Source organism: Rothia aeria (genome assembly GCF_016726365.1).
GTDB lineage: Bacteria > Actinomycetota > Actinomycetes > Actinomycetales > Micrococcaceae > Rothia > Rothia aeria.
On the sequence record NZ_CP068102.1, the window covers coordinates 469,984 to 487,116 of the forward strand.

The 17,133-nt window shown below is 60.1% G+C and carries 13 protein-coding genes; 5 read left to right on the forward strand and 8 right to left on the reverse strand.

Going from position 1 to position 17,133, the window contains the following annotated elements; genetic code table 11:
- Nucleotides 1-107: 107 nt before the first annotated feature.
- The 5 genes from I6I94_RS01970 (at nt 108) to I6I94_RS01990 (ending at nt 6,045) form a co-directional block, all read left to right on the forward strand.
- Nucleotides 108-1,589, forward strand: a complete 1,482-nt coding sequence (locus tag I6I94_RS01970) for a malate:quinone oxidoreductase (RefSeq protein WP_037287148.1) — start codon at nt 108-110, stop codon at nt 1,587-1,589.
- Between the two features lie 166 nt (nt 1,590-1,755).
- On the forward strand, nt 1,756-3,042 hold the full coding sequence (locus I6I94_RS01975) for a YihY/virulence factor BrkB family protein (RefSeq protein ID WP_201620818.1): 1,287 nt from the start codon (nt 1,756-1,758) through the stop codon (nt 3,040-3,042).
- Between the two features lie 215 nt (nt 3,043-3,257).
- Nucleotides 3,258-4,133, forward strand: a complete 876-nt coding sequence (locus I6I94_RS01980; protein ID WP_128087683.1) for an alpha/beta fold hydrolase — start codon at nt 3,258-3,260, stop codon at nt 4,131-4,133.
- 152 nt (nt 4,134-4,285) lie between these two features.
- Nucleotides 4,286-5,377 (forward strand): S-(hydroxymethyl)mycothiol dehydrogenase, encoded by a 1,092-nt coding sequence (locus I6I94_RS01985; RefSeq protein WP_201620819.1) that lies wholly within the window; start codon nt 4,286-4,288, stop codon nt 5,375-5,377.
- A 20-nt stretch (nt 5,378-5,397) separates the two neighbouring features.
- Entirely contained in the window at nt 5,398-6,045 is a 648-nt protein-coding gene (locus I6I94_RS01990) for an MBL fold metallo-hydrolase (RefSeq protein WP_128087682.1), read from the forward strand.
- A gap of 142 nt (nt 6,046-6,187) precedes the next feature.
- Here the strand turns inward: I6I94_RS01990 and I6I94_RS01995 are convergent, their stop codons facing one another.
- From I6I94_RS01995 to I6I94_RS02030, 8 genes are all read right to left on the reverse strand, one after another.
- Nucleotides 6,188-7,660, reverse strand: coding sequence for a hypothetical protein (locus I6I94_RS01995; RefSeq protein WP_201620820.1), 1,473 nt, complete (start codon nt 7,658-7,660; stop codon nt 6,188-6,190).
- Between the two features lie 42 nt (nt 7,661-7,702).
- Complete coding sequence (locus I6I94_RS02000; RefSeq protein ID WP_128087679.1) at nt 7,703-10,918, reverse strand: AAA family ATPase; 3,216 nt, start codon at nt 10,916-10,918, stop codon at nt 7,703-7,705.
- Entirely contained in the window at nt 10,900-12,159 is a 1,260-nt protein-coding gene (locus I6I94_RS02005; protein ID WP_128087678.1) for an exonuclease SbcCD subunit D, read from the reverse strand. Before I6I94_RS02005 ends, I6I94_RS02000 begins: the two co-directional genes overlap by 19 nt.
- Before the next feature lie 77 nt (nt 12,160-12,236).
- Nucleotides 12,237-13,343, reverse strand: coding sequence for an ADP-ribosylglycohydrolase family protein (locus I6I94_RS02010; protein WP_128087677.1), 1,107 nt, complete (start codon nt 13,341-13,343; stop codon nt 12,237-12,239).
- A gap of 37 nt (nt 13,344-13,380) precedes the next feature.
- Nucleotides 13,381-14,610: a peptidase E gene (locus I6I94_RS02015; RefSeq protein ID WP_201620821.1), complete on the reverse strand. Its 1,230-nt coding sequence runs from the start codon at nt 14,608-14,610 to the stop codon at nt 13,381-13,383.
- Between the two features lie 139 nt (nt 14,611-14,749).
- Complete coding sequence (locus tag I6I94_RS02020) at nt 14,750-15,418, reverse strand: non-canonical purine NTP pyrophosphatase (protein WP_094758039.1); 669 nt, start codon at nt 15,416-15,418, stop codon at nt 14,750-14,752.
- A gap of 42 nt (nt 15,419-15,460) precedes the next feature.
- A complete protein-coding gene (rph, locus tag I6I94_RS02025; RefSeq protein ID WP_006888939.1) occupies nt 15,461-16,198 on the reverse strand; it encodes a ribonuclease PH in 738 nt (245 codons plus the stop codon).
- A gap of 39 nt (nt 16,199-16,237) precedes the next feature.
- Complete coding sequence (locus I6I94_RS02030) at nt 16,238-17,131, reverse strand: MBL fold metallo-hydrolase (protein ID WP_006888911.1); 894 nt, start codon at nt 17,129-17,131, stop codon at nt 16,238-16,240.
- Between the last annotated feature and the right edge of the window lie 2 nt (nt 17,132-17,133).

Here is a 17,133-nt window from a genome sequence, read left to right on the forward strand (position 1 = left end):
TTCTTGCCGGTAGCCGCTAAATGGTGAAAGAGGAGTACCCTAGAAGTATTGGCAAGCGCTTGTTAACCACCACTGACGGTGGGAAACACCGAGATTTGGGAGTATCTGTGGGAGCACGTACTGAACGCACCGATGTCGTCCTCGTAGGCGGCGGTATTATGAGCGCCACTTTAGGCGTTTTTTTGAAGGAACTTGAGCCTTCCTGGAACATCATTCTTCTTGAGCGTCTAGATAAAGTGGCGCAGGAGTCAACAAACCCCTGGAATAACGCGGGTACCGGCCACTCCGCCCTGTGCGAGCTGAACTACGCACCCGCAGGACCCGACGGCACCGTAAACCCCGCTAAGGCGCTGGGCATTAACGAGCAGTTCCAGGTGTCCCGCCAGTTCTGGGCTTCCCTGGTGAATGAGGGCATCCTGCCGGATAACTCGTTCATTAACCCGGTGCCGCACATGTCGCTGGTATTCGGGGATGAGCACTCAAAGTACCTGGCGGCCCGTTATGAGGCGTTCCGCACCCAGAAGCTCTTTGAACGGATGGAATTCTCAACCGAGCGGGACAAGATCGCTGAGTGGGCGCCGCTGACCGTTGCGGGCCGAGCCGCTGACGAACCGATTGCCGCCACGTGGGCGCCCGAAGGCACCGATGTTGATTTCGGGGCCCTCACCAAGAGCATGGTGGATTACCTGCAAACCCACGGTGTTGAGGTGCGTTACGGCTACCAGGTGACTGATGTGTCCCGCGAATCCGATGGTTCGTGGACTATTCAGGCTAAGAACCGCATCAATAAGGAAGAGCCGCTGACGGTTCACACGAAGTTCGTGTTCCTCGGTGCCGGTGGCGGCGCCCTGCACCTGCTTCAGAAGTCTGGGATCGAAGAAGGCAAAGGGTACGGCGGCTTCCCGGTCTCTGGCCTGTTCCTGCGCAGCACCAACGAGGCAACCGCCTCCCAGCACAATGCGAAGGTGTACGGTCAGGCGTCGGTAGGTGCGCCGCCCATGTCAGTGCCGCACCTTGATACCCGCTACGTGGACGGCAAACGCTCCCTCCTGTTCGGCCCTTACGCGGGGTTCAAACCGAACTTCCTCAAGCAGGGCTCATACTTCGACCTGCCGCTGTCGGTACGGCTGAATAACGTGTACCCCATGACTCGTGCCGGTGCCGCGAACACTTCGTTGGTGAAGTACCTGGTCACTGAACTGTTCAAGAGCCGTGAGGCACGGCTGGGTGCGCTGCACCGCTACTACCCCGAAGCCGTGGGGGACGACTGGGAGCTCATTACCGCCGGTCAGCGTGTGCAGATTATGAAGCGTGACGCGAAGAAAGGCGGTGTGCTGCAGTTCGGTACCGAGGTTGTTTCAGCTTCCGACGGTTCACTGGCGGCACTGCTGGGTGCTTCCCCTGGCGCATCAACTGCGGCACCGATTATGCTGAACCTGCTCAACCGCTGCTTCCCCTCCCGTATGGCCGCATGGGAGCCGCGTATCCGTGAGCTGGTGCCCGGGTACGGGATGAAGCTCAATGATAACCCGTCTCTAGCCGATGAGCTCATGGGATACACTGCGAAGGTTCTGGGCATCTACAACTAGATTCCGCTAACTACCACGCACGCCCCCGGAGGACAGGGCGAACCTGTCCCCGGGGGCTTACCTACTGCCCCCGCTCAGGCACCAGGGCTACGGCTGCCACAGCGGGGCCTGCTCTCAGGTATGATGTGGGAAACGAACCCGCACACACGAAGGGCCCCTTTCCGTTATGGATAACGGTACGAATACAGAAACAGCTTTAGAGTTTGACCAGCACCCGGCAAAAACCGCGCAGGTGCGTCTGAAAGATTTCCCCCGGGGAAGCATCAGCCATATTTTTCGACGTGCAGGTTTTAACTTCCTGAGCAGCAACGGAACTGATTCGGCGGCCGCACTCACCTACTTCACGGTGCTGTCTATCTTCCCGGGGCTGCTGGCCTTCGTCTCTCTTCTCGGTATTGTCGGGCAGGGCCAGGAAAGTGCCACGGTCATCCTGGAATTTCTGCAAGAAAACGCGCCGCAGCAGATGTACAGTATCGTCGAAAACCCTATCCGGCAGCTCACCAACGGCCAGGGCGCAGGTATTGCGCTTCTTATCGGTATTCTGAGCGCCCTCTGGTCTGCCTCGGGCTATATTAGTTCCTTCGGGCGCGCCATTAACCGCATCTATGGGGTGCGTGAAGGCCGCCCCGTGTGGGTTCTTATACCGTTCAATATACTCATCACCACGGCCGTAGTGGTACTGGCGGTGCTGATGATGCTCATGCTGCTGCTGGGGGTGGATGTGCTGAACATTATTGGTTCTCACCTGCCGCCTCACGTTGACATAGAACTGGTGAAAGTGCTCTGGCTCAATGGGCGCTGGGTACTCATCTTCCTGGCGGCTGTAGGGCTTATCGCCATGCTGTACACGGCCACCCCAAATATTCGCCACGAAAAAATGCGCCGGATGAGTCCCGGGGCGTTCGTGGCTCTGACTGGTATGGCCCTAGGCAGCTTCGGCTTTACCCTCTACACCGATAATTTCAGTAAATATAACGCCACCTATGGCCTGATCGGTGGTGTGATCGTTATGCTGCTCTTCACCTGGATTATGAACAATATGCTCCTCTATGGCGCGCACCTAGACGCCGAAATTGAGCGGATGCGGCAGTTAGTTGCCGGGGAGCGCTCAGAAGACATTATTCGAGTAGAGGTGCGTGATGACCGCGCCCTCAAAATACTAGATCATAAGAATGAGACGCTCATATCGCAGGCCAATATGCTGCAGCGCAAGTCCGGGGGACAGCAAATCATGCCCAAGCCCAAAGGACCGTCGCTGGCCCAGCAGGTATCGCAGAAAGTCACCGCAACATTCGAACAGGTACAGGGCAAAGCAGACCAGGTGCGCGGCATGTTTGATAATTCCCAAAACACCAGCCAACCCTCCGACTCTGCCACATTATCCGAGGCAGATACCCAGACGGATAACCCCGACGGACCCGATGAAGACCCCAACCAGCCCACGCTTTTCTAGTGTCCGCTTCTCCGGTACAGGGTCTGGGGGACGGACGGATTCATATGCCGCGTAAGTACCGCCTCCCCCCCCCAGGCCCTGGGACGTACACGGGGCAATCACAAAACGGCGGCCTGGCGCCTGTGAATTCTGCTGCCGACGCACCCGTAACGGGTTTCTGGAAGCCACTACGGGGGTGATCATGGGCTGTCCCAAAGAATGCGAAAATAGGGATTATGACCCACACGATCCCCAACTTTGAATACACCGTCTACACGCCCGAGCACCCCACGCAGCAGGCGCTGGTGCTCATGATTCACGGGTTCGCCACCCGCGGTGACCAGCTCTGGGGCGGTACCGGGTGGGTGCGCCAATACCTGCGTGCAGGGTACACCGTGATCGCCGTTGATCTGCCGTACCACGGCCGGGGCTGGCTCAAAGACCCCTCGTTCTCCGTAGCGGCCAAACTGCCGCCAGAAACAGCCGTGCAGGTGGGAACCCTGGCCCCTGCGCCTGATGGGGCAGACACCACCGATGCGATGGGAGCGCTCGTCGAAGCGCTCACCCGTCTGCTGGATGGCCTCCAAGAAAGCGGCAACACCACCTCGCAACGGCACCCCGTGCACGTGGTGGGATTCTCCTTCGGGGCGCACCTGGGGTGGGATTTAGCGGTCGCTCACCCGCACCTGGTAGCTTCCCTCGTGCTGGGCGGGCTGCCGCTGTGCGACCATCTTCAGGACTTAAAGGTGCTCTTTGACGGAGGCACCATTGATGACACCGAAACGCTGCAGGCGTTCACCAACATCATTAGTTCCTCCCCCATCCGCCAGGAGGCGCTCCACCGATTTGTGGCCCTCTCCTTCGCCCCCTTCGACCCGGACGCCATACGGGGCGGACAACGCCCACGCTGCCCCATTCTCATGGCCGTAGGTACCGAAGACAACGTGGCTGCAGACGCCCACGAACTCTACGATATGGTTGCATCCGACAACCCCCGAAACGAGCTGCTTCTCTTACCTGGAAGGGACCACGTGAACGCCCTCACTGCCGGTGTTTTCCGCCGGGCGGCCCTGGCGTTCTCCCAAGGCTCGGAAGCAGCCGCCAAGGTATAGTCCTCCCCGATCTGAGGAAGACCCCACACAGCGGGGGATGTGTTCGCCGAATGCGAGTCTACCTGTTGCGGCAAGGGCACAGACCTTAGAATAAACGTATAAACATTCTTTTATCTGCCGTTGTGGTAGAAGCCCAACCCCTAAGGAACAACATGCACAAAGTTAAAGCAGTTGTAGCGCTCGCTAAGAACGAACCCGTCACCGTGACCACCATTAATGTGCCAGACCCCGGCCAGGGGGAGGCTCTCGTGAAGGTTCTTACCTGCGGTGTTTGCCAGACAGATCATCACTATGTTGCCGGTGGTGTAGGCGATGAATTCCCCTACCTGCTGGGGCATGAATCTGCCGCTGTCGTAGAGGCAGTGGGAGAAGATGTCACCGATATTGCTCCCGGAGACTTAGTCATCCTGAACTGGCGTGCGGTCTGCGGTGAATGCCGTGCATGCCGTAAGGGCGAGCCGCAGTACTGCTTTGCGACCCATAACGCTACCCAGAAGATGACCCTGGAGGACGGCACCGAGCTCACTCCTGCTTTAGGTATTGGCTCTTTCGCCGAAAAAACCCTGGTCGCTGCGGGCCAGTGCACCAAAATTACCGCCGATATTTCCCCCGAACAGTACGCCGCTATTGGGCTGCTCGGGTGCGGTGTGACCGCAGGCCTGGGTGCCGTTCTCAATACGGGTGCGCTCAAGCGCGGAGAATCTGTGGCCGTTATTGGGTGCGGCGGTGTGGGTACCGCTGCAATTGCCGGGGCGCAGCTGGGCGGGGCAACGACCATTATCGCCGTTGATATTGATGACGATAAACTTGAACGCGCACGTCAGCAGGGTGCAACACACACCGTGAACTCCGCCAAGGTAGACCCAATCGAGGCTATCCGGGAGCTGACCGGCGGGTTTGGTGCGGATCTGGTAATAGATGCAGTAGGTATCGCCCCCACCTTCAAACAGGCTTTTGAGGCGCGCGACCTTGCCGGGCGCGTGGTACTTGTGGGGGTTCCGGAACCTGGCACCACCTGGGATATTCCCCTGGATGAGGTTTTCGGGCGCGGCGGCTCTATTAAGAGCGCCTGGTATGGTGACACCCTGCCTTCACGTGACTTCCCCGAATTCGTGGACCAGTACCTGCTCGGTCGCCTCGATCTGGACGGCTTTGTCTCCGAGCGTATTAAGCTGGAAGACGTCAATGATGCCTTTGAAACCATGAAAACCGGTCGTGTGCTGCGTTCCGTGGTGGAACTTTAAAACCGGGAAAGGAACCCCTAATGACTGAAGCTATTGAACGGGTTGTTACCCACGGGACGTTCTCACTCGACGGCGGCACCTGGGAAGTCGATAATAATGTGTGGATTATTGGCGATGACCAGCATGTGACAATCATTGACCCCGCGCATGACGTCGATAAAATCGCAACAAAGGTTGCCGGGCGCACGGTTGAGAGGATTCTGCTGACCCACGCCCACGACGACCATATTCGTTCCGCGAAGGAAGCCGCCGAGCGCTTCAAAGCACCTGTCTACCTGAACCCTGAGGATCGGGTGCTCTGGGAGATGGTGTACCCCTCCTGGGACTTCGACGAGCCCCTGCATGACGGGCAGAAAGTCAGTGTTGGCGCTACCGAGCTGCAGGTGCTCGCCACACCCGGGCACTCCCCCGGCTCGGTCTGCTTCTATGCACCTGAACTCAGCTGGGAGAACAGCGAAGGCGTACTCTTTTCGGGTGATACCCTCTTCAAGGGCGGCCCTGGAGCGACGGGGCGTTCCTACAGCGACTTCGACACTATTATCGACTCCATCGAGTCGAAGCTGCTCACCCTGCCCGAATCCACTGCGGTTCTCACCGGTCACGGAGATTCCACAGGCATCGGCGTGGAGGCACCCGACCTCGACGCTTGGAAGAAACGCGGGCACTAAAGCAACGCTGGCAGTGTAAGAAACTGTAAAACCAAAGCGCCGCCGGCCAGCGCCCCCTCACACAGTTTGTTCCCCGCCACACCGCATATTGCGGGTGAGCGGGGAACAAACATTTGATGTAAACACCAGCCGGTTGCGGGCACTAATCAGCTTCAGGCAGCGGCTCCAAATGCTCCTCATAGTCAAGACGCCACACATACCCAAACACGTGCCCAAGCGCCAGGTATAGGCACGCCGCAATAATCGGCACCATAAAAGCATTACGGTAGTACGGCGAATCACCCAAGAAACCGCCCCACATGCTGCCCATCGTAATACCCACCGCAGACATTGACCGGGCAATAAAACTAACCTGGGAATCGGGCGAATGCCCCATGAGCATCGACAGACTCAACGACTGCCCCGCCAGCGACGCCCCCAACGCCGCACCAAATAGCACCAGCGCCCCAGTAGTGCCCTCAATGCTGCTGGAGGCAGGCAGCAGCATCGCCGCGAAAACCAGTGTCACGCCACTTACCAGCCAGCCCTGCCACGGCACAATCCTAAACCCGCCCAGCAGAATAGGCACAGCCACCACCACTATAACGCCCGTACCCACCGCAATCATGACCGGGTACAGGTACAGCGAATCATAGGACATCACCATACCCAGAAGGCCGGTGGCCGCCGACCCCAGGCACGCCCCAAGCATCGCCGTACCCAACACCAGCAGCAGCTTCAGCACATTAACATGCACACCCCGCCCGGTATGCGGGAGCTGAGTCTCAGGGTGCTGCAGCAGCGCCGAAGCTGCCGAAGGAGTCGGTGCGGCGGTAACGGCCGCTCGGGGCCAAGACCCCGGCAGCAGCGACGGGGTGAAAAGCACTGCAGCGATTAGAAGCACATCCAAAGCGGCGGTAACCCACAGGCCAGCACGGCCGCCGCCATAGTACATTGCGGGAAGAGTTAAAAGCGCAGCCAGAGGGTACATCGACAGGTTCAGCATATTTGACCAGGCCATCACCACCGGCCCATTACCCGCAAACTCGGTGTTATGCGCACGGTGCCGCTGACTCAGCACCGACCACGGCGGTATCGTAACCCCCACCGCCAAACACATGAGCGCATACTCGGTGGTGCCGATGCTCCCCCCACCCCCCGACAAATGTGACAGGTACACGAGCGCGGGAATATTAACCACCGCATACATGCCCAGCAGCCAGCGGATACCAATAAACCGTGTCATGACCGAGGTCATGAGGCTAGTGCACGCAAAAGCAAAAACAGCCGCGCCCACCGAGTAGCCACTCAGGTGAACGCTAAAACTATGATTAGTGACAATAATAAAAAGAGAAATACCGACCAGCACAACGGGCAGGTGCATGAGCACATCAAGCAGGAGTCTCGCAAAACCATCCGACCGCAGCTGCCGCCACAGAAGCGCCCTGCCCACACGGTGACTACGGCGAAAATTCCGCCACTGCTTACGCAGTGTAAAACGGATACTGCCCCACATCATTGAACTACGCGGATAATCATCTAATACAAAATCGACAGGCTCCGTAAAACTCGGTCTGGAATAGGACCGAAGAACACCGGCGCTCTTGCCGAGTTCCGGGCCAGAAAAATTATGCATAGGATGCCTTCCGTGCAGTAGGACAGAGCGGAAAAACCGCTACTAGAAGTCTACCCGTAAAGTTGAGCCGCCCTGCCCTTTACTCACCACAACCTGCGCCTGGATACGATTCTTCATCTCTTCAACATGCGAAATCAGCCCGATAGTGCGGCCATTCTCACGTAAACCATCAATAGTGGACATCACTTGCTCTAGGGTTTCACCGTCAAGAGTACCAAAACCTTCGTCAATAAACAGAGTGTCAATCTCAACCCCGCCATTGTTTTCCTGCACAATCTCGGCCAGCCCCAATGCAAGAGCGAGTGAGGCCATGAACGTCTCACCCCCCGAGAGCGAGGCGGTACGGCGGTCGGTGCCCTGCCACGTATCAAAAACACGCACCCCCAGCCCCAGGCTGGTTCGCTCTTTAGCTTCCTTATCTTCACTATGCACCAGGGTAAACCTGCCGCCGCTCATCTGCTTCAAATGCGCCGAAGCGGCCCGCACCACCGCCTGAAACTCGCCCGCAAGCACATAATTCACCAAGTCGATCCGGCGGGTATTATTCGCGGAGGATGCGCTCGCCACCGCCGCCAACGAACCGTACAGCTCATGACGTGCGATAGCCTGGGCGCTGCGGGCATGCTGCTTCTCAAACCGTACAATGAACTCCTTAAGATGCTCTTCACCACTCTCACGCAGCGTGTGGCGAGCCAGCAACTCATCACGGGTTTTCTCCAAACCGCTAATACGCTCACCCACTTTCTCACGTTCTGCCGCTTCAGGGGCGCTCTGCCCGGCGGCTGCACGCCGCGCAATATCGCGCATAGCCTCACGCTCAAGAGCCGAAGAGACTCGGGTCAGCTGCCGCTCATACTCGGTAAGGCGCTCCTGAATAGCCTTCTGCTCGGTACCCGACAGCACGGCAGCGCGCACAGTCTCAACTGTGTCAAAGGGGGAATCTTCCAGTGCGGCCTGTGCCCCAGCGGTGCTCTGCGCGGCGCGTTTAGCGGCTTCTTCCGCACGGGTGACAGCAGTTTCGGCTGCCCGCACGGCGCTAAAGTAGCGTTCGAGGGCCTCAATGCGTTGGGTGAAATCAGCCCGGGCACGCACCGGTTCCAGGGATGCTTCCAGCGCCATAACACGCTCCTGGGCGGCCTCAGCCTGAGCGCGGGCTGCGGCTTGCATCCGGGCAGCCTCAGTATTTTTCTTAGCGAGCACCTCAAGCTGCTGTTCTAAGGCCTTGAGTTTTTGCTGCGCAGCTTGTTTTGCGGTGTGCGCCTGTTCGGCGGAGGTGAGGGCGTGCTCCGCCTCGCTCAGGCGTGTAGCAGCAGCCTGAGGGGTTACGGCGCGGGTTTCGGTGAGCTGCTCCAGCACTGTGCGCGCCTTAGTGTGTGCCGAGTGCGCGGCGGATTCAGCTGCGTTCGCCGTATCCGACGCCTCACAGGCCGCATCAATATCAGCCTGTTCGATGAGGGTTTCGTTGGGGGCACCGGTGGCGGGGTTGGGGTGCTGGAGCGAACCGCACACCATACACTCCTGACCCTGCTGCAGGTTCTTCGCCAAGCTCAGCGCCGCCTGGCTCATGCGTGCACTGCTGAGCTCGGTAACGCGCTGACGTGCCGTATTAGCGGCAGCATGGGCGGCTGCGTACAGGGTTTCTGTGCGCTGCACCTCCGCTGACGCCTCGGCAAGGCGCTGGGCGTGCCGCTGCGCCTGTTCCAGCGTTTCCCGCGCAGCAGCGGCGGCGGTTTGTGCCCGGGCTAGGGCCTCCTCCACCCCGGCGAAGGCGTCAAGATCTTGCCCGGCCTTCTCCTTTGCGGTAACCGCCTGATGCGTCTCTTCGGTCAGCGTAGTGACGGCCGCGCAGGCGGTGGTGTACGTCTCTTCGGCGCTGCGCTGTTCAGCGCGGGCCGCGGTGAGCGCCTGGTCGTCTTTACGGTACCCTTTGAGCTCCGACAGGCAGGAGCTAATGAGCGTGGCTAGTTCCTCATATTCCACGTTGTGGGGCTGCGTCGCTGCTGCGGTGAGCCGGTAGGCGCGGGCCTCTAAGGGCTCCTTCCCGCCGGGGCCAGGCTTTAGGATCCCCAGTTGGGTTTCGGCGATGTCATGTGCCGCACGGTGTTTTTCGACGGCGCCGGTGAGCTCCTGCTCGTTCGCTGCCTGATCGGCTTCAGCGCGGGTGATGGCGCTGTGCACGGGTTCGGCGGCGCGGGCTGTCTCAAGAGTGGTTTTATCGGCGTGGCGGTCCTGTTTCTGTTCTTCGAGGCGTTCCTTATCGGCGGTGAGGCTCTCATATTCCGCCCAGTCACGGCTCAGAGCCGTTAGTTCATGCAGTTTCTCACGCTGTGCAGCAATACGCTGTTCAATGCTGGCGCGGCGGGTATCTTCCGCCTCCCCACCCCGCAGGGTGAGTGTCAGCTGGTGCCGCACCCAGTCCGTAAACTCTGCGGCGGGAAGCTGCAGCGGGTCAATCGCGGGCGGCTCTTGCCCCTGCTCGTGCGGCTTATGACCGTCCGTTACCGCCCGGGCTGCTTCTTCCTCGGGTGCGGCTGCGGGTTCTTCGTCAAGCGGCGGTAGCTGCTGTTTTAAACGTGCTAGAGAGTTCACCCCCTCATCCCGTAATGTATCCAGCGCCTGGGCGGCGTCATGAGCCCCATCGTGTGCCTGACGCGCAAGCTCATTCAAGCGCTCCACAATACGTTCATACGTTTCGATGGGGAACAGTTTCTTGAGTAGTTCTTGGCGTTCTCGCCCCACGGTGCGCAGAAACTTCGAGAAGTCCCCCTGCGGCAGCAGCATAACCTTCAGAAATTGTTCACGGGTGAGCCCAATCAGGGTCTGCACGTACTCCGCGCTTTCACGGTGGCGGTTGCCGACTTCCTCCCAGCTGGCGGCCTCCAGCGGGTCTGCCCCGGGGCGCAGCCTGCTCACATGGTGGGTGGCTTTCTCCTGTGTTAGCCCGGTGCCGCGTTTTTTGGGGCGCATCCAGGCGGGGGTGCGGTGAATACGTAACCGCCGCCCCTGCACCGTCAGTTCCAGTTCCACAAAAGGCGCCACATCACGGCCAGCGAAAATGGAACGCAGCTCGCTTTCGGCCCGTTGAGACGAGACAGTGCCGTAGATCGCGTAACAGATGGCGTCCAGCACCGTGGTTTTACCGGCGCCGGTGGGACCGTTCAGCAGGAATATACCGGCGTCGTTAAGCCGCTCAAAATCGATTTTTTCGTGGTGGGGGTACGCCATGAAGGCGCGGAACTCTAGTCGGTGGATGAGCATACGGATGCCTTACTGTCTGCGGCGTCACCGCCGGGTTCGGTGGCTTCTTCGATGATTGCGGTGAGTATTTCTTCTTCACGCTCGCTCAAAGGAGCCCCACGCACGTAGGCGTAGAACTCGCGGCACATCACCTGCGGGGTAATATTTTCACGGGTGCGGTGGTAGGGGCTGCGCTGTAACTGTTCGACGGTGCTGCGAAATTCGAAGGACGCAATATGCGGGAACCGTTTGCGAAGCTGCTCAACAGGGTTCAGTGGCCGGTTCTCCTGCTCCAGGTAGATACGGCAGAAAGCGTCCTCATAGGGCTCAAACGCGGGGTTGTTCAAAAGCTCGGTGAGGGTTCCGCGCAGGGTTTTTAGGTGTAGCGTGGTATCCCAGTTGATGGGGTCGATGCTGGCGCTGACCCCACCGGCGTCGCGGGTGAGGGTGAGCAGCCAGGCACCCTTAACATGGTTCTCTTCCGAGAAGGAGAACGCCAGCGGTGAGCCGCTGTAGCGTATGGTGTCGCTGACCCGCTGCCGCCCGTGCAGGTGCCCCAGCGCCGTGTAGTCTATACCGTCAAAAAGGCTGGCGGGTGCCGCTTCCACCCCGCCGATGCTAATATCCCGCTCCGAATCAGAGCGGTCTGGCTCCGTTAGGGCGGCCTGCTCCCCGCCGGTGTCCTCTTGTTCCCGTGCGGCGGGGGCGCGGGTTATAAAGGCGTGGGCGAGCACAATACTGTAGTCTAAATTGCCCTCCTTACGGAGTTCCGCAATATTTTCACGGATGCGCTCAGTCACGGCGCCCAGCACTCCCGCGTGCGTGGGTTCCACCCCAAGAACAGGGCCGTGATAGCGCGGGTTCAGGTATGGGATGGCGTATACGCCCACACGCACCCCGTCTTTGCTGAGGATCACCGGGTGCTGCCAGGCCTGCTCACACCGGGTCATAATATGCACCCCGGCTGTGGCGAACAGTTCGGCCCCGAATCCCAGGCGGCGCGGTGAGTCGTGGTTGCCGCTGCTGAAAATAACCTGTGCCCCGACAGCCACCAGGCCGGTGAGTGCCCGGTTGAGCAGCTGAATGGTTTCCGTGGAGGGGGTGGCGTTATCGTACACGTCTCCGCTAATGAGCACAGCATCGATGTTTTCTTCGGCTACGGTGGCGATCAGCTCATCAATGAACCGCTCACTCACATCATGCAGCGAGGTGCCGTGGAACGTACGGCCCAAATGCCAGTCGGAGGTGTGCAGTATTTTCATGCCTCCCAGTATCGCACCGGCAGCAATAGGTACGCATCTTGCACGGTCACCAGGCGCGTGTGTCTCATGCGTCCGTTTTAAGGTCTCTGCCCCAGCTGCGCGATATAGCGGTCGGCAACCGCCCGCACATCCGCGGCCCCGCGTAGCGTCTCAAGTAGCGGCTGCGTGTCCCCGAGTGTACCCACGTGTGCACCCAGCAGGGCGCCGGTAATAGCACCAATCGAGTCAGAGTCGGAATCTGCCGAAACCGCCCGCATAAGACCCGCCTGAAGCCCTTCCCCCGAGGCGCTTATGCGGGCTGAACAGTACAGAGTGTTCCACACAGCAATACCCAGCACTGTGTAACATAACCAGTCGGTACCGAAGTGCTCTGCGACTGCTTCGGGTGTTGGTTCAGTCTCCTGCAGGGCGAGCGCCTTCACCAGCGCCTCGCGAGTGTGCGCCGCATCGGCGGGGAAAGCCTCCTCCGCGGGGATGCTGCCGCACCAGTCGATGACGCGCCGCACCGAATCGGCTATGCTGTTCTTTTTGCCCTGTTCAGACCCGCAGGCACCCGCTAGAACATCACGGGTCAGTAACGCATAGGCCGCCGCTGATGCCAGGGCCTCCGGGTGCCCGTGGGTCAGTGCCGCCGCCCGCGCCGCCAGTAACACTACGGTGCGTTCGGGGGCTACCGGCAGGAAACCGAAAGCGCAGGAACGCACCAGCGCCCCCGTCCCAAGCGCATCGGGGTTAATATTTTGTGCCACCGTCTGCATTTCGCCGCTCTCTAAAGCCCTCAGAGTCGCTTGCCCCGGCCCTTCGCGGGCTGTCAGGGGTGCGCTCGCGTCGATTTCGCGGTCGAGGGAAAACGGTGCGTGCGCTGCGGGTGTGAACCCCATCCCCCGGTACCAGCGTAGATACGCCAGCCACAGGCACGCCAGTTCGTCGGCGGGGGTGCCTTGATTATTCCACTCCAGAACTTCGGTGAGCGCATCAAGGGTGTAGCAGCTTAGCTGCGTGTCGTCGCTGAAGATGAGTTCGTTCTCACCCGTTAGGGGGCCGCGGGCTGCGATCTCTTTGGCGCTCAGCAGCTCCAGTGGGTACCCCAGGGCATCCCCCATAGCGGCGCATAGCAGGGCGGTGCGCACCGCGAGCGGGTATTTTTCGCTGGATGCATCGGGGGTTCGGGTGAATTCAGCCATACCGTTTATTCTACCCAGCGGAAGCTACCGCACGGGGTCAGTGCGCCTCTCCTTCGCCTTTTGCGGAGGTTTCGCGGTGGCTCACAATCAGCCGGTTTGATTTAAAGTAGAACTCTTCAGGCAGTTCATTCTGGATGGGCCCGTGCGGGAATTCGCTAAGTTTTGGCCGGAAATGCCAGTCCATGAGTTCGGCACTGGTTTGTTTGAGGATTTTACGTTCACGCATGGCGCGCATAATTTTTCGGCGTAGCCTGGGGGTGTCATTCACGGTGGCGGTAAACACCCAGGGGGTGGGGTAGTCTTCCCCGACCTGCCCGAACACTATTTGCAGTTTACCGTCGTTGCTGGTGTCGAAGGTGAGGTCATCCGCGGTGATATCAGTAAAGGCCAGCACCCAGCTGTGCCGCCTCTCGTAGCTTTCGCGGGTGGTCTGTAACGCGGCAACTAGCCGGTAGTCTACGAGCAGTTCGACGCGCCGCTGCGTAATGTCGCCGAGCCGCGCATAGTTGCCGAATGCCCGGTTCGCCCCGGAGCGTCGCGGCCATTTGGTGACGGCCCCGTGCGGTACGGCACCGGCGAATGTGAAGGGCCCGGTGATGGTCCCGGCCATGCGCAGCCGCTCAAATGGGGCTGTGGGGAGGAAAGTGTGCAGCAGCAGGTCGGAGCTGACAGATTTTCCCCAGCGTGCCACCTCGAATGCTGTCGGTTCGGGGCCTACCGGGTAGATGCGTGGCATTTTACGCCCGTGCTCGTCGAAACCTTCGGTGTGGGAGCCATCCGGCAGGTACCCTTCCATGGTGGCCCCGATCGGGCGCGTCCACGAGCCGCTGTAAGGTTTGACGATGCGCGGGTTTGCCACCGGCAGGATACTGGTGCGCACCCCCAGGTAGGCGGGCATGGACTCCAGGTTGCGCCAAGCGAATTTTGCGGCCACCGCCTCACGCCACCAGGTGGGCCGTTTGCCGGGGGTCTGCCCGCCGAGGCAGTGCATTAAAAGCCAGAACCCGGCCCACAGGGCACAACCCACCGCGATAGTGAGGGTGATGATATTACCAATAAGACGGGCGGTCCCTTCACACCATATATTGACTGCCACGCACGCGCTCAGCGCCGCCCACGCCCCCATCGCGTAGGGTCCCAGGGTGATGATGGGGTCAACAACTTTTACGGCGGCTATAACCCGCCGGTTGAGCCCACGCCAAATGTAGATGTAGGCCCACAGGGCGGGCGCAAGCAGCAGAAGCATGAGTATGAGCAGTACAATCATCAATGCCCTTAGGAAGGTTGAGTGGTTGGCTTGTACTACCTATTGTGCGCCTTTTCGGCCCGTTTCGCATGAAAACCATAGCATTGCGCTAATTATTGGTGCGGGTGGCATATTACCGCGCTGTGGGCAGTGCACAAGGCTAGACGGTCTTGTGCGTAAGGGCTTTTTCAAGGTGTGGTACGAGCGCGGCAAATGCGCGAGCCCGGTGGCTTATGGAGTTTTTAATCTCGGCCGGTATTTGTGCGCACGATTGCCCGGCATAGTCGCCGCCGTAGAGGGCGTTATCGCCGTTAAGTTCTGTGGGCTGCAGGATCGGGTCGTACCCGAACCCGCCGTCACCCTGCGGGGCGTGCAGGAGCACCCCGGGCAGTTCCCCGTATTCGACGGCCTCATACCCGCCGTCAGCTTCCGGCACGGCCAAGGAAGCGGCGCAGCAGAATTTCGCGGCCCGGTGCTCATCGGCAATATCGCTTAATTGGTGCAGCAGCAGGTTAAGGTTCGCGGTGTCGTCCCCGTGCACCCCAGACCAGCGCGCCGAGAAAATACCGGGTGCCCCGCCCAGCACGTCCACGCTCAGCCCAGAGTCGTCGGCTACGGCGATGAGCCCGGTTGCTTCTGCAATAGCGCGGGCCTTTATGAGGGAGTTCTCTGCGAAGCTCACCCCGGTTTCAGGTACGTCAGGGGCGTGCACAGCCGAGGCGTCTACCACGTCCGTCTCTACGTTAAGCCCGTCGATCCGCCCGCGCAGGATCTCGCGCAGCTCACGCAGTTTACCCTGGTTATGGCTTGCTAGAACGATTTTTGCCATGCGTCTTCTCCCCTGGTTAGTTGCCGAATGGTGTGAGCCAGTTTATGCGGTACCAAGCACTTCACGCTGAATCTGTGCAAGCTCGGCGGTGCCTTCCAACGCCAAGTCAAGGAGCGCGTTCAGTTCGTCCCGGTCGAACGGGGCACCTTCGGCGGTGCCCTGAACCTCAACAAATTTACCCGATCCGGTGACCACCACATTCATGTCGGTTTCAGCGCGAACATCTTCGGTGTACGGCAAGTCAAGCATGGGGGTGCCGTCGATAATACCGACCGAGATCGCCGAGACGGAGTCGGTGAGAGGATTCGCACCGGATGCGATCAGGCCGTTCTTTTTAGCCCACCCAATGGCGTCAGCGAGCGCCACATATGCCCCGGTAATGGAGGCGGTGCGGGTGCCCCCATCTGCCTGGAGTACGTCGCAGTCAAGCACAATGGTGTTTTCTCCAAGGGCATCCATATCAATAACGGCGCGGAGGGAGCGTCCAATAAGACGGGAAATTTCGTGGGTGCGCCCACCGATTTTACCTTTGACGGATTCACGGGATGAGCGGGTTCCGGTGGCGCGCGGCAGCATGGCGTACTCGGCGCTCACCCACCCTTTGCCTTCGCCCTTGAGCCAGCGGGGCACGCCTTCAGTGAAGGATGCGGTGCACAGCACCCGGGTGTTGCCGAATTCGATCAGGGCTGAGCCTTCAGCGTTAAGTGACCAGCCGCGGGTTATGGTGATGGGGCGCAGTTCGTTGCAGGCGCGGCCGTCTTCGCGAGTGTTTTCACTCATGGTGTCTCCTTCGCTGTCTTGTACGGTGGGGCGGGGTGTTTAGTTGTCGTCCATGGTGGGTGGCAGCTCAATATTTGAGGTGTGCGAGTCGAACCGTTCGATGACGTTCAGGGTGCTGGTGGGCGGGTTGGTGGGTTTTGGCCGGGGGTGGATGCGGTAACTTGCCGCGACTTCGGCTACCCCCACGGATCCAGTGAACACGCTTTTCGCTTCAGCACGGGCAATATCTGGGTCGTTCCAGACGGGCAGGTGGGTTAACAGCAGGTTGCGTACCCCTGCAGCTTGGGCCGCCTGCCCGGCACGTTTGCCGGTCAGGTGGATGCCGCGCAGCGCGTCGTCACGCCCTTCCTGGTAGGCGGCTTCGCAGAGGAACAGATCGGCGCCGCGTGCCGCCTCAATGAGTCCGTCGCACAGGTCGGTGTCGCCGGAGTAGGCGAACAGAATATTTTCTGTGGCGGTGTTGCATTCAATGCGTAGGGCGTAGGGGTCTTTGGCAGGGTGTATCACCCGGAACGGTTCTACGGTGAAGGGACCAATGCGCACTTTCTGCCCTTCGGTCCAGGTGTGGTATTCAAATTCGGTGCTCATGCCGGGGTCGGGGTCGAGCCCGTGGGTGGCTGAGAGGTATTCGTTAATATCCGCTGGACCGTAGAGGGGGATGCGCCCGGCGGGCCAGCCGCGCGGGTCCCATTTGACGGCCACGTGCAGCCCGGAGAGGTCGATGCAGTGGTCGGGGTGCAGGTGGGAGATGAGGATCGCATCAATATCGGCGAGGTTTATATGTCGCTGCAGCACCCCGAGCGCCCCGTTGCCCATGTCCATGAGTACCCGCCAGGTGCGGCCGTGGCGGTCGGTTGCGGTCAGCAGGTAGCAGCTCGCCGGGGAGTTTGGTCCCGGGAACGAGCCGGTGCATCCGATGACGGTCAGGCGCATGG

Coding starts and splice junctions, on each gene's coding strand:
- I6I94_RS01975 (WP_201620818.1), top strand. CDS start 1,756: ATGGATAACGGTACGAATACAGAAACAGCTTTAGAGTTTGACCAGCAC.
- I6I94_RS01980 (WP_128087683.1), top strand. CDS start 3,258: ATGACCCACACGATCCCCAACTTTGAATACACCGTCTACACGCCCGAG.
- I6I94_RS01985 (WP_201620819.1), top strand. CDS start 4,286: ATGCACAAAGTTAAAGCAGTTGTAGCGCTCGCTAAGAACGAACCCGTC.
- I6I94_RS01990 (WP_128087682.1), top strand. CDS start 5,398: ATGACTGAAGCTATTGAACGGGTTGTTACCCACGGGACGTTCTCACTC.
- I6I94_RS01995 (WP_201620820.1), bottom strand. CDS start 7,660: ATGCATAATTTTTCTGGCCCGGAACTCGGCAAGAGCGCCGGTGTTCTT.
- I6I94_RS02000 (WP_128087679.1), bottom strand. CDS start 10,918: ATGCTCATCCACCGACTAGAGTTCCGCGCCTTCATGGCGTACCCCCAC.
- I6I94_RS02005 (WP_128087678.1), bottom strand. CDS start 12,159: ATGAAAATACTGCACACCTCCGACTGGCATTTGGGCCGTACGTTCCAC.
- I6I94_RS02010 (WP_128087677.1), bottom strand. CDS start 13,343: ATGGCTGAATTCACCCGAACCCCCGATGCATCCAGCGAAAAATACCCG.
- I6I94_RS02015 (WP_201620821.1), bottom strand. CDS start 14,610: ATGATTGTACTGCTCATACTCATGCTTCTGCTGCTTGCGCCCGCCCTG.
- I6I94_RS02020 (WP_094758039.1), bottom strand. CDS start 15,418: ATGGCAAAAATCGTTCTAGCAAGCCATAACCAGGGTAAACTGCGTGAG.
- rph (WP_006888939.1), bottom strand. CDS start 16,198: ATGAGTGAAAACACTCGCGAAGACGGCCGCGCCTGCAACGAACTGCGC.
- I6I94_RS02030 (WP_006888911.1), bottom strand. CDS start 17,131: ATGCGCCTGACCGTCATCGGATGCACCGGCTCGTTCCCGGGACCAAAC.